The sequence below is a fragment of the Rossellomorea aquimaris genome (assembly GCF_000935355.1).
Taxonomy (GTDB): domain Bacteria; phylum Bacillota; class Bacilli; order Bacillales; family Bacillaceae_B; genus Rossellomorea; species Rossellomorea aquimaris_B.
The window spans coordinates 375,101-390,865 of the sequence record NZ_JXZC01000003.1 but is presented as its reverse complement, the minus strand read 5'-3'; the positions used below and the strand labels follow the sequence as shown (position 1 = coordinate 390,865).

At 45.7% G+C, this 15,765-nt stretch carries 16 protein-coding genes; 7 read left to right on the top strand and 9 right to left on the bottom strand.

From position 1 onward, the window contains the following. Positions 1-94 precede the first annotated feature (94 nt). Together TV75_RS11525 and TV75_RS11520 are read left to right on the top strand one after the other, a co-directional pair. A complete protein-coding gene (locus tag TV75_RS11525) occupies positions 95-1,456 on the top strand; it encodes a sensor histidine kinase (RefSeq protein ID WP_044338870.1) in 1,362 nt (453 codons plus the stop codon). 18 nt (positions 1,457-1,474) lie between these two features. Further along, complete coding sequence (locus TV75_RS11520) at positions 1,475-2,158, top strand: response regulator transcription factor (protein ID WP_044338869.1); 684 nt, start codon at positions 1,475-1,477, stop codon at positions 2,156-2,158. A gap of 57 nt (positions 2,159-2,215) precedes the next feature. Here the strand turns inward: TV75_RS11520 and TV75_RS11515 are convergent, their stop codons facing one another. After that, on the bottom strand, positions 2,216-2,542 hold the full coding sequence (locus tag TV75_RS11515) for a four-helix bundle copper-binding protein (protein WP_044338868.1): 327 nt from the start codon (positions 2,540-2,542) through the stop codon (positions 2,216-2,218). A gap of 283 nt (positions 2,543-2,825) precedes the next feature. On the opposite strand from TV75_RS11515, the gene mce reads away from it, so the two are divergent. Next, positions 2,826-3,251, top strand: a complete 426-nt coding sequence (gene mce / locus TV75_RS11510) for a methylmalonyl-CoA epimerase (protein WP_044338867.1) — start codon at positions 2,826-2,828, stop codon at positions 3,249-3,251. A 292-nt stretch (positions 3,252-3,543) separates the two neighbouring features. After that, entirely contained in the window at positions 3,544-4,818 is a 1,275-nt protein-coding gene (locus TV75_RS11505; RefSeq protein ID WP_044338866.1) for a M14 family zinc carboxypeptidase, read from the top strand. 148 nt (positions 4,819-4,966) lie between these two features. Here TV75_RS11505 and TV75_RS11500 read toward each other — a convergent pair whose 3' ends face one another. Continuing rightward, on the bottom strand, positions 4,967-5,902 hold the full coding sequence (locus TV75_RS11500; protein ID WP_253275514.1) for a cupin domain-containing protein: 936 nt from the start codon (positions 5,900-5,902) through the stop codon (positions 4,967-4,969). A 168-nt stretch (positions 5,903-6,070) separates the two neighbouring features. On the opposite strand from TV75_RS11500, the gene TV75_RS21860 reads away from it, so the two are divergent. Further along, positions 6,071-6,232, top strand: a complete 162-nt coding sequence (locus TV75_RS21860; RefSeq protein WP_156142403.1) for a hypothetical protein — start codon at positions 6,071-6,073, stop codon at positions 6,230-6,232. A gap of 79 nt (positions 6,233-6,311) precedes the next feature. Beyond that, on the top strand, positions 6,312-7,154 hold the full coding sequence (locus tag TV75_RS11495) for a putative hydro-lyase (RefSeq protein WP_301280425.1): 843 nt from the start codon (positions 6,312-6,314) through the stop codon (positions 7,152-7,154). A gap of 79 nt (positions 7,155-7,233) precedes the next feature. Here TV75_RS11495 and TV75_RS11490 read toward each other — a convergent pair whose 3' ends face one another. Continuing rightward, positions 7,234-8,046, bottom strand: coding sequence for an MBL fold metallo-hydrolase (locus tag TV75_RS11490; protein ID WP_044338864.1), 813 nt, complete (start codon positions 8,044-8,046; stop codon positions 7,234-7,236). A gap of 557 nt (positions 8,047-8,603) precedes the next feature. On the opposite strand from TV75_RS11490, the gene TV75_RS11485 reads away from it, so the two are divergent. Next, a complete protein-coding gene (locus tag TV75_RS11485) occupies positions 8,604-9,398 on the top strand; it encodes a sporulation protein (RefSeq protein ID WP_044338863.1) in 795 nt (264 codons plus the stop codon). A gap of 100 nt (positions 9,399-9,498) precedes the next feature. Here TV75_RS11485 and cntE read toward each other — a convergent pair whose 3' ends face one another. The 6 genes from cntE to cntA are packed head-to-tail and all read right to left on the bottom strand — an operon-like array spanning position 9,499 to position 15,751. Further along, a complete protein-coding gene (cntE, locus tag TV75_RS11480; protein ID WP_044338862.1) occupies positions 9,499-10,692 on the bottom strand; it encodes a staphylopine family metallophore export MFS transporter CntE in 1,194 nt (397 codons plus the stop codon). A 37-nt stretch (positions 10,693-10,729) separates the two neighbouring features. Then, positions 10,730-11,476: an ABC transporter ATP-binding protein gene (locus tag TV75_RS11475; RefSeq protein ID WP_044338861.1), complete on the bottom strand. Its 747-nt coding sequence runs from the start codon at positions 11,474-11,476 to the stop codon at positions 10,730-10,732. A gap of 1 nt (position 11,477) precedes the next feature. Further along, a complete protein-coding gene (gene cntD / locus TV75_RS11470) occupies positions 11,478-12,284 on the bottom strand; it encodes a staphylopine uptake ABC transporter ATP-binding protein CntD (RefSeq protein WP_044338860.1) in 807 nt (268 codons plus the stop codon). Continuing rightward, positions 12,281-13,180: a staphylopine uptake ABC transporter permease subunit CntC gene (gene cntC / locus TV75_RS11465; RefSeq protein WP_044338859.1), complete on the bottom strand. Its 900-nt coding sequence runs from the start codon at positions 13,178-13,180 to the stop codon at positions 12,281-12,283. The genes cntD and cntC overlap by 4 nt, the downstream gene beginning before the upstream one ends. After that, positions 13,181-14,113: a nickel/cobalt ABC transporter permease gene (gene opp1B / locus TV75_RS11460; RefSeq protein ID WP_156142401.1), complete on the bottom strand. Its 933-nt coding sequence runs from the start codon at positions 14,111-14,113 to the stop codon at positions 13,181-13,183. 45 nt (positions 14,114-14,158) lie between these two features. Next, positions 14,159-15,751 (bottom strand): staphylopine-dependent metal ABC transporter substrate-binding lipoprotein, encoded by a 1,593-nt coding sequence (gene cntA / locus TV75_RS11455; RefSeq protein ID WP_044338858.1) that lies wholly within the window; start codon positions 15,749-15,751, stop codon positions 14,159-14,161. Between the last annotated feature and the right edge of the window lie 14 nt (positions 15,752-15,765).

Below are 15,765 nucleotides of genomic sequence, written 5' to 3'. Positions count from 1 at the left end.
TTTATGACATTTGCCATCCGGCTTTCAGGCATTATGCATAGTTTTTTCATATTTTTTCGATAGAATAAAGGAAATGACAAAATGAGGTTATACCATGAAGAAAATTTCAACCAAGTTAGCTCTTTACTTTACGATCGCGGTACTCGTGATGGAAGGGTTGTTGATGCTCTATCTACATGACAATATCATCGATACACGGATCGATGAGGAGTTTGAATCGATTCTATCCCGGGGAAACAGTCATCGTGATGTGTTAGAGGACCGTTATTCAGAAACGACACTCCATCACATTGCCCTTATGGAATCGAAAACGGAAACGGAAGTCGTGATCACGGATCAAAGCCATAACGTCATCATTGGCTCCAGTGAATTAACAGATGGAATGCGTGAACTGATCCAAGTCACGCCTGAAACGTTGACGCGTGAAGGAAGGGTCATCGAATCAAATTGGAAGGATATGAATTATTTAGCTACCGTCACATCCTTCGAAAGTGAACGGAACGAAGGATATGTCTATATGTTTAAGAGCGCCGCACCATTACGGAATCTGATCAGCCAATTGAACAGTCATTTCCTTCTTGCAGGAATACTGAGTCTCATCATCTTAACGGGGATCCATTTTCTCCTATCGAAAATCCTGACACGACCCCTGTTAAAAATGAAGCAGGCGACGGAAAAATTGAGCAAAGGGAACTTCGAGGTGAAACTTCCGGAACTGGGTCAGGATGAACTTGGGGATCTATCCAATTCCATTCAGAGACTGGCGACAGATTTAGAAACCATTCAACAGGAACGAACTGAGTTCTTAGCCAATATTTCACACGAGCTCAGGACCCCGCTGACCTATGTACAAGGGTATGCCAACGTGGCTCTTCGAGAGGACATCCTGGAATCTGAACGAAAAGAATATCTGAACATTATCCAGGAAGAATCCAAAACGATCCTGACGTTGATCGAAAATTTATTTGAGCTGGCAAAAATTGATGAAAACAATTTCTCCATTCAAACTGAAGTCATCGATTCGGGTCCTTTTTTTCAAAGAGTCATCAACAAGATAACTCCTGTTTTTAAAAGAAAGGGGATCAACCTCATTTTAAATGTAAAGGAAGATTTCACGTTCCATGCCGACCCCATTCGTCTCGAGCAAATCGTCATGAACCTGTTGGATAACGCCCTAAAACATTCGCCTTCTCATTCAACCACTGAGGTAACGGTTGAGCGGACCGATTCAGGGAATATGAGCCTCATGATTGACGACCAGGGAACGGGCATCCCACCGGATGAACTACCACAAGTATTCAACAGGATGTACCGGGTGGAGAAATCACGTTCCAGGGAATTTGGTGGATCCGGTCTCGGGCTATCCATTGTGAAGGAACTGGTGGAAGCACATGGCGGTCAAATTTCCATACAAAGTGAACGAAATAAAGGAACATCGATCAACATTATTCTGTGAAGCTTGGAGGTCAGTCTGGTGAATACCATTTTATTAATCGATGATGAAAGAAGGATGCTGAACCTGCTGGAGCTTTATCTGAAGCCTCACGGGTATGTATGCAAAAAGAAAAATAACGGCTATGACGCAATTCAGGCGATTAAGAAAGATTCCGTAGATCTGGTCTTATTAGATATCATGATGCCTGAGCTCAGTGGCTTTCAGACCTGTGAAAGAATCAGGGAGTTCTCAAATGTCCCCATCATCATGTTAACGGCCAGGGGGGATAAGGGTGACATCATAAAAGGCTTAAACGCCGGGGCTGATGACTATATCACGAAGCCCTTTGACGAAGGCGAACTGGTCGCACGTGTGAATGCTCAGTTCAGAAGGATCAAACAGTATGACCAAGTAGCAGATCAACGTTTGACCAGAGGAGCTTTTACGTTAGATGGAGACTCCTACACGTTAAAATACGAAAATGAAATCAGTTCTCTGACGTTAAAAGAATATAAAATCCTGCACTCTTTGATGAAGAACACAGAACGGGTATACACCCGTGAACAGCTCCTTCTCATGGTATGGGATATACATTCCACGACCGATATCCGAACCGTGGATTCCCATATCAGAAATTTACGGGAAAAGCTGAAGAAAGCAGGCTTCCCCATTGAACATCACCTTAAGACGATATGGGGAATCGGCTATCAGTGGAAAATATAGAGACAGTAAAAAAGATCAAAGGCTCTAATCCTTTGATCTTTTCTTATGCTAATTCCTTTAGGCGATTTTTTTACACTCTTCTGCACATTTGAAGCATGCATCGGCACATGCCTGACAGTGATCATGATCATGCTTTTTACATTCTTCCCCACACGCTTCACAAATCGCAGCACACACCCCTGCAAGTTCAGAAGCAAATGGTGTCCCTCTTACTAAAGATTGTTCTAAGTATGCGCACATATCCGCACATTCCCGATCGTACCGGATACATTCTTTCATCATATTGAGATCTTCTTCCTTTAGACAAGAATCGTAACAATGATTACAAGCCACCATACATTCATGTAGTGCGTTGATTGCCGATTGGTATTTTTCGTGTGACAATGTGAACTCCTCCTTTAAGATTGTGTAATTACTACACTTTACCTATATCCCGTTCTTTCTGCGATAAACGGTTTAGATAAACTTTTTTAATAAGTTTGGAGTTTATTTTCGTCTGCATGTTTTTTGCAAAAACTGAGGGTAAACAAGGTCATTTTTTAAGCGTGCCTCGTTTTAACCGTTATTAATAGAGACGGACATGCACAAGGACGACTGATACTTTCACGTCATCAAATAGATATGGTAAGATAACACCTACACTGATTCAGACTTTAGGAGAATGAGCATGAAAAAGACAATCGACCATATCGGAGTAGCTGTCAGAAACATGGATGATACCATCCACTTTTATGAGAATGTCCTCGGGGCGAAACTGATCGACCGCTACCGAAGTGATGCCAAGGGTGTTGAAAGTGAGATTGCCATCATGGAGGTGGACGGCGCCAGAACAGAGTTACTTGCGCCGACGAATAATGATACGTCACCGATCGCCAGGTTCATCAAGCAAAAAGGGAAGGGAGTCCATCATATCGCTTATCGCGTGGATGACCTTGATGCCGCTCTCGAGGAACTGAAACAAAAGGGGATCCGCACATTGGAGGATAGCCTTCGCATCAACAAGCATGGCAGAAGATTGATCTATTTGAACCCTGCTGATACGGAAGGCACGATCATTGAGTATTGTGATTATCCCGATGGGGAAACGATCTAACCAAACAAAAACGCATTGAGCTCAACTTGAGCTCAATGCGTTTTTGTTTGCTGGGACAAAGGGACAGGTCCCGTGTCCCAATTTCTTGTTGGCAAGATACAACCCGGGACAACGAACCTGTCCCCATGTCCCTCCAGCAGGACCAAGGAACCCCTGGATGTTGAGAACCTTAGTGAATAAGCCTCATTTTAATGCCAGCCTTCAAATTTCAACAAATTTCCCGAAATTGGATGCGTAGTATGGAGACAAGCGTTTATTTCGTAACGCTAAATATTTACTCAGGAGGAAGATCATGAAGAAGAAACTAGCTATTCTCACTACTTCCCTGGGACTTGCATTGATCACTTCACAAGGTACATATGCAAATCCGCAATCCAATCCAAATGGCCCTTATGTAGAAAAAGAACAAAATGTGTCACTATCCAGTTTAATGACGAACGAAGAATTAGAAAAGACACTCAAGAAATTAGAACATTCCTCACAAGGGAAAATGCAGCTGGACATCGCAGGCTATTCCAATAACGGTACTCCTCTCTATGTCGCGAAGTATGGAGATAATGATCCAAATAAAAAGCGGGTTTTACTCTACACTCAGATTCATGGAAATGAAGTTCTTGGCACGGAAGCAGCCATGGAAATCATGCAGAAATTCAACTCTGGCGGTAAAGAAATCAACGACATGCTGGAGAAGGTGTCAGTGTGGATCATGCCACGGGTCAACCCTGATGGAACGATGACTCAATACGAGGATAAGTGGTACCCGGTACGCTACAACCATCAAGCGTGGAACCCGGAAGAATTGGGAATGTCGTCTGACACGGCTTCCCCTTGGTATTATTATCCCGATGGATCGGAAAGAGGACAAGCCAATGGTGAAAGAATCAATTATGGCATCCCCGGTTATGATTTAAATCGTGACTTTAATCCCGATTATGATTTTGATATCAATGAGGTGGATAAAGAAAAGCTTGCGGATGTGTTGAACAGCGAGTCTACGAATAATCCTTTTTCAACAGGGTTTGTGGTTTCTCCAGAAGCCAAGGCGGTGACAAATGTAGCGAAAGAATTTAACCCAGATGTCGCCATCGACGTGCATCATAGAGGATTCAACGTTCTTTCTGAAGACGATAACCGCTCTGTTTCCATTTCCGTCCTTGGTCTATTTACAACCAAACCCTACACAGATCCATTCACAGGAAAAACCTATGAAGTGAAGGATGACGTTGAAAAGCTTAGTAAACAAATCACCGTTTTAGGCTATCAATCCTTGCAAAGAGGCTTCTCCTCGTTCGGAGCGATCCAGCAGTATCCACAAGTGAACTATCCTGGATCCGGCCTTGGAGCCATACAACTAAATGGAACCGCCACTATGCTGATTGAAGTGAAGGGACAAACCCAAACACTTGGCCAAAAACAGAATGGGATGCTGAAGGAAACCGTTAAAGCACCGATTTATGATATTTTGAACTCGATTGCTGATGGTACGGTGGAGAATGTGAATGCGGATTTATATGATGAGATCCCTCCTGCTTATGGTAGTGTTAGTGATCCGAGTACTCGCTATTAAATTGGAATCCTTTGAAAAAGATTCAGTAGCGTTTGATTCTGATGCTTCTATATTATCAAAACATTTTAAGTAAAAACCTGAGCCCATTAACAAGGGCTCAGGTTTTTTCATGAAAAAGGAACGGCTCAGAACCGCCCCTGGAATTCCATCAGTACCCTGAGTAATAACGCCCCTGCTCTGCTGCTTCAGCAGCCTCCGCATCCGCCTTCGTCTCATGAACCGTCCCGAATGGATGCTGTGGCGGAGCATATATCGAGTACAGCTTGATCGGCGTATCACCCGTATTGATCAGATTATGCCACGTGCCAGCTGGAATGACGATGGCAAAGTCCTCTTCCACTTCCCTCTCAAAATATAGATTATCCTGCCGATCTCCCATTCGGACGATCCCCTGCCCTTGTTCAAGGCGCAGGAACTGATCAAGATAAGGATGATTTTCCAGACCGATATCTTCGCCCGGATTGATGCTCATCAAAGTGACCTGAAAATGTTTTCCCGTCCATAAGGCCGTGCGGAACGTATCATTCTGGACCGTGGCCTCGTCGATGTTCACCACAAACGGCGCAGGACCATAATCCTTCAATGTGACTCGCTGGTCCGCATCTGCCCCCAGATGACTCAATCGCTTCGCATGCTCCCATTCATCTTTACAAGTGTTCAGGAGAACTTCATACGCAGGTGAATGCTGCGCTTGCAAGCAGGCAATCCGAAACTGTTCATAGTCCGCTAATGTTGTTTCGTATCCTCTCTGCAGTCCCTCCCGGTAGGAATAAAATGGGACACTCTCGACCTGGTAAGAAGGCTGGCTTCCTGTAAGCGATGCATAGAGGTTGGTGAGTTGCCACCAATGTCGTTGTTCATCTTCCATCATTTGAAGGAGGTTGTGCTGGTGATCTTGGTTCGGTGCTACACTCGCTAACCGGCTATAAAACTCCGCAGATGAAGCTTTTCCTTTGATTCCATTTAAGAGGACATCCACTAGCTGCTGGTGGTTCTCCTGTCCGTTTCGTGTCATGGAATCGTTGTTATGAAACGTTGTATTCACATAGGTATGATATGGATAAGGCATCGGAACATTATACACTCTACTCATTCCTTTCAGGTTTTTACCACGATATCATATGCGATGTGGGTGGAGATGTGCATCTGCCCTAATTCTGTAATCCAGGTTAGCAACTCATTAATCGGGTATAGTTCTATAAGTGCATTTGGAAAAATTAGTATTTCTAAAAATAAAAAAGAGGTGACGATCATGAATCGTTGGTATTTTTCATTCCTTGTTGGAATCCTTGTTTTCCTGGGGTTATTTTTTATAGGAAAGCAGGAACTGTCCTTTATTCTATTGTATAGTTTCGGAACATTTATGGGATTTTTCGGGATGTATTTGCTTAATAGAAGAAGAGAGAACAAGTAGCCTGTCAATATAGGGGCACTATGGTTAAGAGCACTAACTCCTTGTCTGTCGCCAGTACCTGCCCCCCTCCCCCAATACTATGTTAAAATATATAATATTCTTACTATTCCCTAACCTTCGAACAAGAGAAAGGAAGTTTGAAACCATGCTACCATCTGAGCTAAGATCCAACATCAGGAACGGAAAACACCAAACCCATACGTCCGGGTATTGCCAGGATTATGTCCAAACCAATCTGGTGGTTCTTCCTAAAGAATATGCTTTCGATTTTTTACTGTTTACCACCCGAAATTCAAAGGCTTGCCCCATCGTCGAAGTATTGGAAGCGGGTCAATTCGAATCCAGATACGCGGAGGGTTCAGATATTCGAAAGGATATCCCAATGTATCATGTGTATGAAGATGGTCATTTGGTCGAAAAGAAAACGCAGATTGAAGATGTCTGGAGAGAGGATTTCGTCACCTTTCTCATCGGTTGCAGCTTTACATTTGAAAGTCAGCTGATCAAGGGTGAGATTCCTTTGCGTCATATTGAGGAAAATAAGAACGTCGCGATGTATACGACAAACATCCAGACGGAAGAAGCGGGAGTATTCCAGGGTCCGACGGTGGTTTCCATGAGACCGATTCCCGATCACCTCGTACAGAAAGCAACGGACATTACATCGTTATTTCCTAAGATGCATGGGGCTCCTGTTCATATCGGCGAACCTGGTGAAATAGGCATCGAAGATATAACCCAGCCCGATTATGGTGACTTTGTCGGGATCAAGGATGGCGAAACCCCTATGTTCTGGGCTTGCGGTGTGACACCTCAAGCAGTCGCTCTCCATGCAAAGATCCCCTACATGATCACCCATGCTCCAGGCTGTATGTTTGTCACGGATTGGAAGAATGAAGAGTATTTGAATGAAGGAGAATAAGATAGGGACGGACCTCTGGATGGAGGTCCGTCCCTCTTTTTATCTTATTTGGAGGCGGTGACTGTACCCTTCCCAATCATTATGTAGAGAACAGCTTACCTTCCAAAGCCATAATGTATCGCTCTGCAGATCGTTGAACCACTTGATCGGCATCCTTTCCCACCACCCGGTGAAAGGCATTATACAGTTTACTGAAAGATAGATGCTTTACTTTTTCAGCCATTTCCTTCACTTTTCCTGCCGGAAGCGGAATCAGATTCGGATAACTGTACATGAAGCTGACCCAGTCCGTATCCGCCACCACCTGAATAATATCGCCTGTCAGGAGAATCCCGCTCAGGCTCCAGTGAAGGACTGCTCCTCCTTTAAAGTGCCCTCCGAGACGGTACAATGAAACCTCATCGTTTAGAGTCAACTCTTCCCCATCCCAAAACCGGATCCGCTCTCCCGGTTCCATGACAAAGCTTTGATCATCCCGATGGAGATACAGGTGCGCATCGAACCGTTCAGCCCACTCCAACTGGGTTGAGTAATAATGCGGGTGGGAAACGGCGATTGCATCGATGCCTCCCAACTCCTCTATGGTCTGAATCGTCTCCTGATCGAGATACGTGACACAGTCCCATAAGATATTGAGTCCTCCAGTCTTTATCAGATAGGCTGTCTGTCCGATGCCGAATTTGGGCGTGGTAGTGATACTGTACAATCCTGCTTCTTCCTCCAGAATGGTATTTTGATAGAGTCCGCTCCTGATCATTTCATCCAGGGTAGTCCAGCTTTGACCATTGGGATTAACATACTGCCTTTCTTCCTCACAAATGTGGCATCGATCAGGGACCTCCTGACTAATGGGATATTGGATACCACATGTTGTACATACATATTTGTTCATAGTATTGCTCCTCCTTTTATCTTCACCGTTTCTTTAACTGCTATTATTCTATTCCATTTTCCATTAATTCACTTCCATCGAATGGTTAGAAATTTTCTACGACTTTAGGAGGAAAGGTTGCCAAAACTAAGCATTTCTTCAGTCAATTGTCCCCCGCGACATAATCAATCCGGTTTGAATCACTTTCAATCTTGATTTCGGATTATCAATCCGGTTTAGAATTTTTTGATCCGAAATTTGAATTATTAATCCTATTTCAATTAATTGATCCTCTGTGTCGAATTTTCTTTAGGCTCACTGGAGACTCAACAGGCAATGCTTATTTTTAATTTCAAATTCCCCTTGCTATGAAACCCGTTTCATACTTTAGGCTAAAAGAAGAATGTGAGGGATCACATTCACCTTATAGGATTGGCGTTACGCCATTCTGGCGGCGTGACAATCATAGAGATTGAAGTGTTCATCAAGCATGAACACTTTTTTATTTCATTTCCCTAACCTCTCAACCTGGAAATCTATGCTACCATGGGGAATAACAAGAAGGGGGATGAATTCACATGTCCATGTTCAATAAAGTGATTGCCAGTTTAGGCATCGGTTCGGCGACGGTTGATACCAAGGTGAAGAATGCCTATATTCATCAGGGGGAGATGCTCGAGGGAGTCGTGGAGGTAAAAGGTGGAAGCACGGAGCAACGAATCGAGTCAATCCACCTGAAGCTGATGACGCTGTACGGCCATGAAGGGGGCGACCGCCTGTCACCTGCCGTCGTGGAAGCCCACCGACTAAATGAGCCCTTTACCATTTCAAAGGGAGAAAAGAAGATCATTCCGTTCTCATTCAAGGTACCTCTTGATACCCCAATTACCATGGTTCACCCTGAAACTCAGAAGAATGTTCCGCCGGTCTGGATCGATACGGGCATCGATATCAAGAATGCCGTCGATCCCAAGGACAGGGATTATGTATCTGTAGACCCTTCAACCGTTCATGAAAATATTATCAATGCCATCAAGGTCATCGGATTTAAATTCAAGCAGATGGAAAGTCAGAACACCCCGGTTTGGGTGAAAACGAACCGTCCATTCGTGCAGCAATACGAATTCACACCAACCTTTGGGAAATACAGCCGGAAGCTAGACGAACTTGAAGTATATATCCTTCAAGGGGACCATGAGACCACTATCTACTTCGAAATCGACAAACACAGCAAAGGATCGATGGCTGTCTTGAAAGAAAAGTTCAACCTGGATGAACACAGGGGAAGCGTGACCCTCGACAATCAGGAGATCCTGGTTAACAGAAGACGTGTGAGTGATACGTTTGAGGAGATTATTGATGATGTATTTTGAAACGTAAATGGATGAAGAAAATCATAACAAAAAAACGATCAGAAGTATGAGATCCTGATCGTTTTTATCACATCCTCTGTAGTAAACAAGGGATCAAAGATTAACATGATTCTCTCCCACTGGCCCATTTAGGTTCCGTTCTCCTTTTGTAAGAAAAAAGGATCATCACTACACCCAGGATCGCACACATCCCATACATGAACGAATAAGACGAGAGGTCGGCGAGTGGTCCCATCATTACTCCTCCAAGGGAAACTCCCAAGTCGGCCGTCGCAATGAAGAGCCCCAGGAGGACATTCCGATCCACTTTCGGAAGAACAAATGATAGATACGTTGTAAGTGTTGGATAAATCAGCGCCTGAGACATTCCGATCCCGACAGCCCCCACATAGAAAGGGACGCTCCCCAACGCCTGGGAGAAGCTGATGCATAGGGCTGACAGGGCGAGAAGAAGCATGGTCCCCATGACAAAGGGGGCATGCCATTTGCCGTCAGATGGAATATGCTTTCTCAAGGTGAAACGTGCAAACACAACGGTTGCAGCCTGCAGCATAAGGAATATTCCGGCACTTCCACTCTCCATCTGTAATGCATATAGAGGGATGAAGGTGGTGATGGCCCCGAATATGATGGAAGAACCAAGCATCAGTACGCTGCACCGGAACAGGAAAGGATTTTTCACCAGTTGGGTAAAGGAGGCAAGCATCTTTCCCCCTTTCCCATCTATTACCGGTTCATCTTCTTTCGTTTCCAACTTGGCGCTATACCCAAATAAGCCCGTCACTACGGCAAGCCCAATCATGACGTAACCGAATGAATCCATTCCTTCCTGCCAGATTCCGATGGCTAGTAGCGGACCAAGGATTCCCGGGATATAGGAAAACAAAGAATAAAGCGAGATACCTTGCGACCGGTCTTTCTCAGGGAGTGCATCGATGATCCCTATTTGCATGGCCATAGAAAAGAAGGCCGTCGCCACCCCCTGCAGCATCCTGGCCACTAAATAGCCTCCAAGGCCTGAAATGGCATATAGAGCAAGGGCAAGCCCATTCAGGATCAGGATGATACGCAGGATCCGGGTCGGTCCGTGCTTTTGAATGATCTGACCAGCCCAGGGCCGGAAGAACATCGTCGTAAATAGATAAGCCCCCATCACCAGTCCGATCGTCGTGTTGCTTGCTCCCCACTCTTTTCCTTGCAGGGGGATGAGCACGTTCAGGATGGCGTTGGAACTGAAATAAAAAAGGACTACCAGATAAAGTCGTAAAAATGGCCACGATAATGCTCCATTCACTGTCTATCGCCTCCTCTCATCTTGATGATTTCCGGGACTAAAACGTGATTAGTGCCCGCAACAGCTGTTTCGCATAATCGGACTGAACGTCCTTTAAGCTTTCCGTTTCAACCAATTCTTCCACCTGTCCGTTGCGAAAGATGAGGATGCGGTCGCAGATATAGGCGGCAGCCTGAATATCATGGGTGATGAACACATAGGTCATGCAGTAGGTTTCTTTCAATTTCCGGAGAAGATTCAATACCTGTAATTGAACCGACACATCCAGGGAACTGATGGCTTCATCAAAGAGGATGCAGTCGGGCTCGGTGGAGATCGCTCTTGCGATACACACCCTTTGAATCTCTCCACCGGACAATTCATGGGGATATTTATGCTTGTATGTAAGTGGCAATTCTACTTCACTCAGCAGTCCGTCTACCTTATAAGCCTTCTGATCTTCTGATACTTTCTGCAGCTCGAGTGGTTCAAGGATGGCCTGCTCTACCGTAAAAAATGGATTGATGGAGGATTTGTAATCCTGGAACACCGCGCTGATCTTCCCTTTTCGCCGGTTCGTGTCTGCTACATCGACACCGTCAAGGCTAACGGTTCCCCGGTCCGGTTTTTCTATCCCGGTCAAGAGCCGGCCCAGAGTCGATTTACCACTTCCGCTTTCCCCGATGATACCCAGACATTCTCCCCGCTTCACTTCAAAGCTGACATCGGTCAGCACTTGCTTCCTCTCTTTTGTAAAGAGGCCACCACGTTGATATGATTTATTTACATGATTCACATTCAGCATATTAAGGACTCCCCATCAGACTGTTAAAATGGTGACTCAACGATTTGCGGGTGGATACCAGGTATTTCGTATACTCCTTTTCCGGCTCTGTGAAAACCGACTGAGCCTTTCCCCGTTCAATAATCCTGCCGTCCTGCATCACCAATAAATCATCGGCTATGTGACGGACCACTCCCAGGTCATGGGAGACGAAGATCATGGAGGACCCCGTCCTTTCCCGTAACCGGATCAGCTGATTCACCACTTCATACTGGGTGATGGTATCAAGTGCTGTCGTCGGCTCATCAGCTAAGATGAGATCAGGTTCGAGGATGAGGGCAAGGGCAATCATGATTCTTTGGAGCATACCTCCCGATAATTGATAAGGATATTTATTGAGCACTTCTTCAGGATTCTTGATCATGACGCTTTCAATGGCGATTTTCAGCTTTCGTTCCGTCTCCACCTTAGACCAGTTGAAATGTTCCGCTGTCGCCTGACGTAGATGAACGCCTATGACCCGTGTTGGATCAAATGCGGTCATCCCATTCTGCATGATCATGTACATCTGTTTGCCCCGTTTCTGCCTCATCCCTTTTTTCGAAAGGGTAAGGAGATCTTCCCCTTTAAAAAGGACGGTACCTGTTTCTTTCAGCCATGGCTGGTTCAATCTCATCAGCGAACGGCATGTCAGGGATTTGCCACTTCCGCTTTCCCCGACGATAGCGAGTGTCCCCCCCTTCTTCACGTGGAAGGAGCTATCCTTCACAAGCCAATGGTCCGTCTTTTCATCGACGATGGACAGTCCGTTTACCTCGAGAATATTCATTTAGTTTCAGCCACCTCTTTTCTTGATTCCGTATTGATAAGTGACAGGCTGTTCCTCCTGTGAACCCTTGTGCCCCGGCTCCTTGGATCCAAAGCAACCTGCAGGGAATCGGAGAGAAAATTGAACGCCATCACAATGATGATGATGGCGAAACCGGGTGCCAATAATAGCTCCGGCCTTGTAAACATCACCGAGCGGGCTTCACTAAGCATCATCCCCCACTCCGCAGTTGGCGCCTGGACCCCCAATCCGAGAAAGGAGAAGCCTGAAATCTGCAGAATCATCGAGGAAATTGAACTGCTGGAAATGACCGCGATATCGGCGAACGTCACGGGCAGGATATGCTTGAGCATGATTCTTCCGTGCCCCACCCCGATGACCCTTGCATACCTGACATAATCAGATTCGGCAAATTGTCTGACCGATGTCCGGATGACACGGGCAAACCATGCCCACTTTGTGACAATGAAGGCAATCAGTATATTTTCAAGCCCGACCCCAAGTACACCGATAATGGCAAGGGCCATGACATATCCGGGAAACGACAGCATGATATCACAGACTCTCATCAGAACCGCATCCATTCTTCCCCCAAAATATCCCGCCAGGAAACCGACGATTGCCCCGATGACCACGGAAATGGCCAGTGCGAGCAAGACCCACAAGACACTCGGCCGGATGCCGAAAAGGATCCTCGAGAAGATGCAGCGTCCCAAATGATCATTCCCTAACAGATAATCCCATGAAGGGGGTGCATAACGTAAGCTCATATCGACTTCCGCTGGATCATGTGGAGCTATGAATGGCGCAAACAGACCGCCAAGGAAGGTCAAGAGAATGACGATCAACGATACCATCGCCAGCTTATCATGACGTAAATTCGTTAATTGTCTCATTTAATGATCATTCCTTACTCTTGGATTCACTGCGGCATTCAAGATATCTGAGATGGCATTGAAGGCCACGAATGCCACCGCCACGATCAGTACATACGCCTGAACGACTGGAAAGTCCCTGCTGACAATGGATCTGATACTCAAACTTCCTACTCCCGGCCAGGCAAACACACTTTCCACGACAACCGTACTCCCCAATATAATCGGTATCGCCATACAAAAGACCGAAATGGCCACCTGCAGGGAGTTGCGTATGATACGGACAGTGACTCTCCATTCCTTCAAGCCGCATGCCCTGGCATAAAGTACATAATCCTCACTTAATTGACTGAGCATCGAGCTTCGAACGACCCGGAAGTATATCCCCGCATAGCTGATGGTAATGACCAGTACGGGGAGGATGTAACTTGTATAGGAGTCCATGCCATTCGTCGGAAATAAATCGAGCTTCACAGAAAAATACCAGATCAACAAAGATGCCAGTAAGTAGGAAGGCATGGCCGTTAAGAAGAACGAGACGCCCCTGACAAACTGATCCACCGCTTTGTCCTGCTGCAATGCACAGATCACTCCAAGAAAAACCGAGAGAATTATGACCGCAACCGAGGAAAGGAGCGTCAACTTCACTGTGTTGATTAAAGCTGGTCCAAGGAGCGACCATACAGGCTGTCCCGTCACAAAGGATGCTCCAAAGTCCAACCGGAGACAATCCATCAACCAATCCCCGTACTGAAGGAGGAAAGGCCGGTCAAATCCGAGCTCCTTCCTCGTCTCTTCCACCAATTCATCCGTAATGACCGGTACCCCCTGGGACTTCAGGACCACCTCAGCCGGATCCATGGGGGACAGGCTCATCAACACGTACGTTATAAATGAAATCATCAATAGGACAGGAATCGATACCACTAGTCTTCTAATGATGTATCGTATCAAGACAATCCTCCTCTCGGAAATCCAAGGTAACGACTTCCCTTTTCATTATTGGAGTCTCATCTTTTCGAATGGCAGCTCAAACTGTGTTTGTTTGAATGTCAGTCCCTTTAAATCTTTAGGAGCCACAACCGTCATCCGGCCATTCGATATTGGAATAAATACGGCTTCGTCATGAACGATCGTCAAAATCTCCTTATAGAGGGCTTTCCTCTTTCCTTCGTCCGTCGTCACCATCACTTCATTTATTTTCCTATAAAGCTCATCCGCCTGCTTGATGCCTTTCGTTGTATGAAGGTACGAAGCATCGGAAGTGAATGCCGCGATTGTACTGACCGGATCGTACGCGAGACCCCATGTTTGATTAAATAATAATTCATATTCACCAGTTGATCGTCTATTTGCGATGGATGTGGATTCCTCCCCTACAATTTCAAGGCTCGCACCGATTTGTTTCAATGAGCTTTGAATGAATTCAGCCTCTGTTTTTTGAGAAGGGGAATTGACGTCATAATAGAGCTTCATGGCCAAAGGACGTCCATCCTTTTCACGAACCCCATCATTACCGGATTTCCATCCACTTTCTTCTAATAACTTTTCAGCTTTATTGACATCAAATTCCCTCTTCTCAAGATCTATATCTGCATAAAGGACATTGGATGAAAATAAGGTATGGGCTTCTGTTTCCGTCCCGTCCAAAATATCTTCTGAAATCGTTTTCCTGTCAATGGCATACCAGATCGCTTCCCGAACCGCTGTCTCGGTAACGGGACTATCCGTTTTGCTGCTATTGGCGACAATCATCTTCGTATTCATCGCCTCACTTCTTTCCACCTGGTGATCTCCTGTTTCGACCAGCTCGTTCATCGCTTCCACATTCAGGCTGTCAGTACCGCGATCATCTGTGAAGGCAAAGTTGACCTCCCCTTTTTGTAAAGCCATGAATGTCGTCTCCCCTGCAGGAAGCACCTTCGCTGTAATTTCGTTAATAGAAGGGGTTCCTCCCCAGTAGTCTTCGTTTGCTTCGAACCGTGCGAACTCGTCTACCTTATGTTCCCCAAGCATATAGGGACCGGTGCCGTGATAACCATTCACACCATCCTTCGTTTCCCCACCCATGAAGTCATTGGGTGAAAGGAACACATATGGCCTTGTCATCGAAAGCTCTGTCAAGGCAGGATAGTAGGGTTCAGACAGGGCCAGTTCCACCGTATGCTCGTCAACGACCCGAACCTCCTCGATTTTAGTGGAAAGCTTGATCCACGCATGCTTCTCCGCATTCTCCTGTACCGCTTCAATGTTCTTCTTCACGGCCTCGGCATTGAACGGCTCCCCATCATGGAAGGTGACACCTTGCCTGAGATGGAATGTATACACCTTGCCGTCATCTGAAATCTCCCAGGATTCAGCAAGGAGCGGCTTGATGCCATCCTCTGTATTTTCAACCAATGATTCATACACTTTCCCCTGGGCAGCCATAGACCCTGTGTATAAATGTGGGTTCATATCATTGATATCCTTGGCCGTCGCATATACCAGTTCATTTTTATCTGTGTCCTGTTCACCTTCTGTTTTCGCTCCGCAGGCAGTGAGGATCATCATCAAAAGAATCATTACGCTTGTTGTCCATCTCTTCTTCATCCCATGTTTCTCTC

What these genes read in the sequence shown, in the direction of transcription:
- TV75_RS11485 (WP_044338863.1), top strand. Translation starts at nt 8,604, where the DNA reads ATGTCCATGTTCAATAAAGTGATTGCCAGTTTAGGCATCGGTTCGGCG.
- cntC (WP_044338859.1), bottom strand. Translation starts at nt 13,180, where the DNA reads ATGAGACAATTAACGAATTTACGTCATGATAAGCTGGCGATGGTATCG.
- TV75_RS11505 (WP_044338866.1), top strand. Translation starts at nt 3,544, where the DNA reads ATGAAGAAGAAACTAGCTATTCTCACTACTTCCCTGGGACTTGCATTG.
- TV75_RS11495 (WP_301280425.1), top strand. Translation starts at nt 6,312, where the DNA reads ATGTTAAAATATATAATATTCTTACTATTCCCTAACCTTCGAACAAGA.
- TV75_RS11490 (WP_044338864.1), bottom strand. Translation starts at nt 8,046, where the DNA reads ATGAACAAATATGTATGTACAACATGTGGTATCCAATATCCCATTAGT.
- cntD (WP_044338860.1), bottom strand. Translation starts at nt 12,284, where the DNA reads ATGAATATTCTCGAGGTAAACGGACTGTCCATCGTCGATGAAAAGACG.
- mce (WP_044338867.1), top strand. Translation starts at nt 2,826, where the DNA reads ATGAAAAAGACAATCGACCATATCGGAGTAGCTGTCAGAAACATGGAT.
- TV75_RS11475 (WP_044338861.1), bottom strand. Translation starts at nt 11,476, where the DNA reads ATGCTGAATGTGAATCATGTAAATAAATCATATCAACGTGGTGGCCTC.
- TV75_RS11525 (WP_044338870.1), top strand. Translation starts at nt 95, where the DNA reads ATGAAGAAAATTTCAACCAAGTTAGCTCTTTACTTTACGATCGCGGTA.
- cntA (WP_044338858.1), bottom strand. Translation starts at nt 15,751, where the DNA reads ATGAAGAAGAGATGGACAACAAGCGTAATGATTCTTTTGATGATGATC.
- TV75_RS21860 (WP_156142403.1), top strand. Translation starts at nt 6,071, where the DNA reads ATGAATCGTTGGTATTTTTCATTCCTTGTTGGAATCCTTGTTTTCCTG.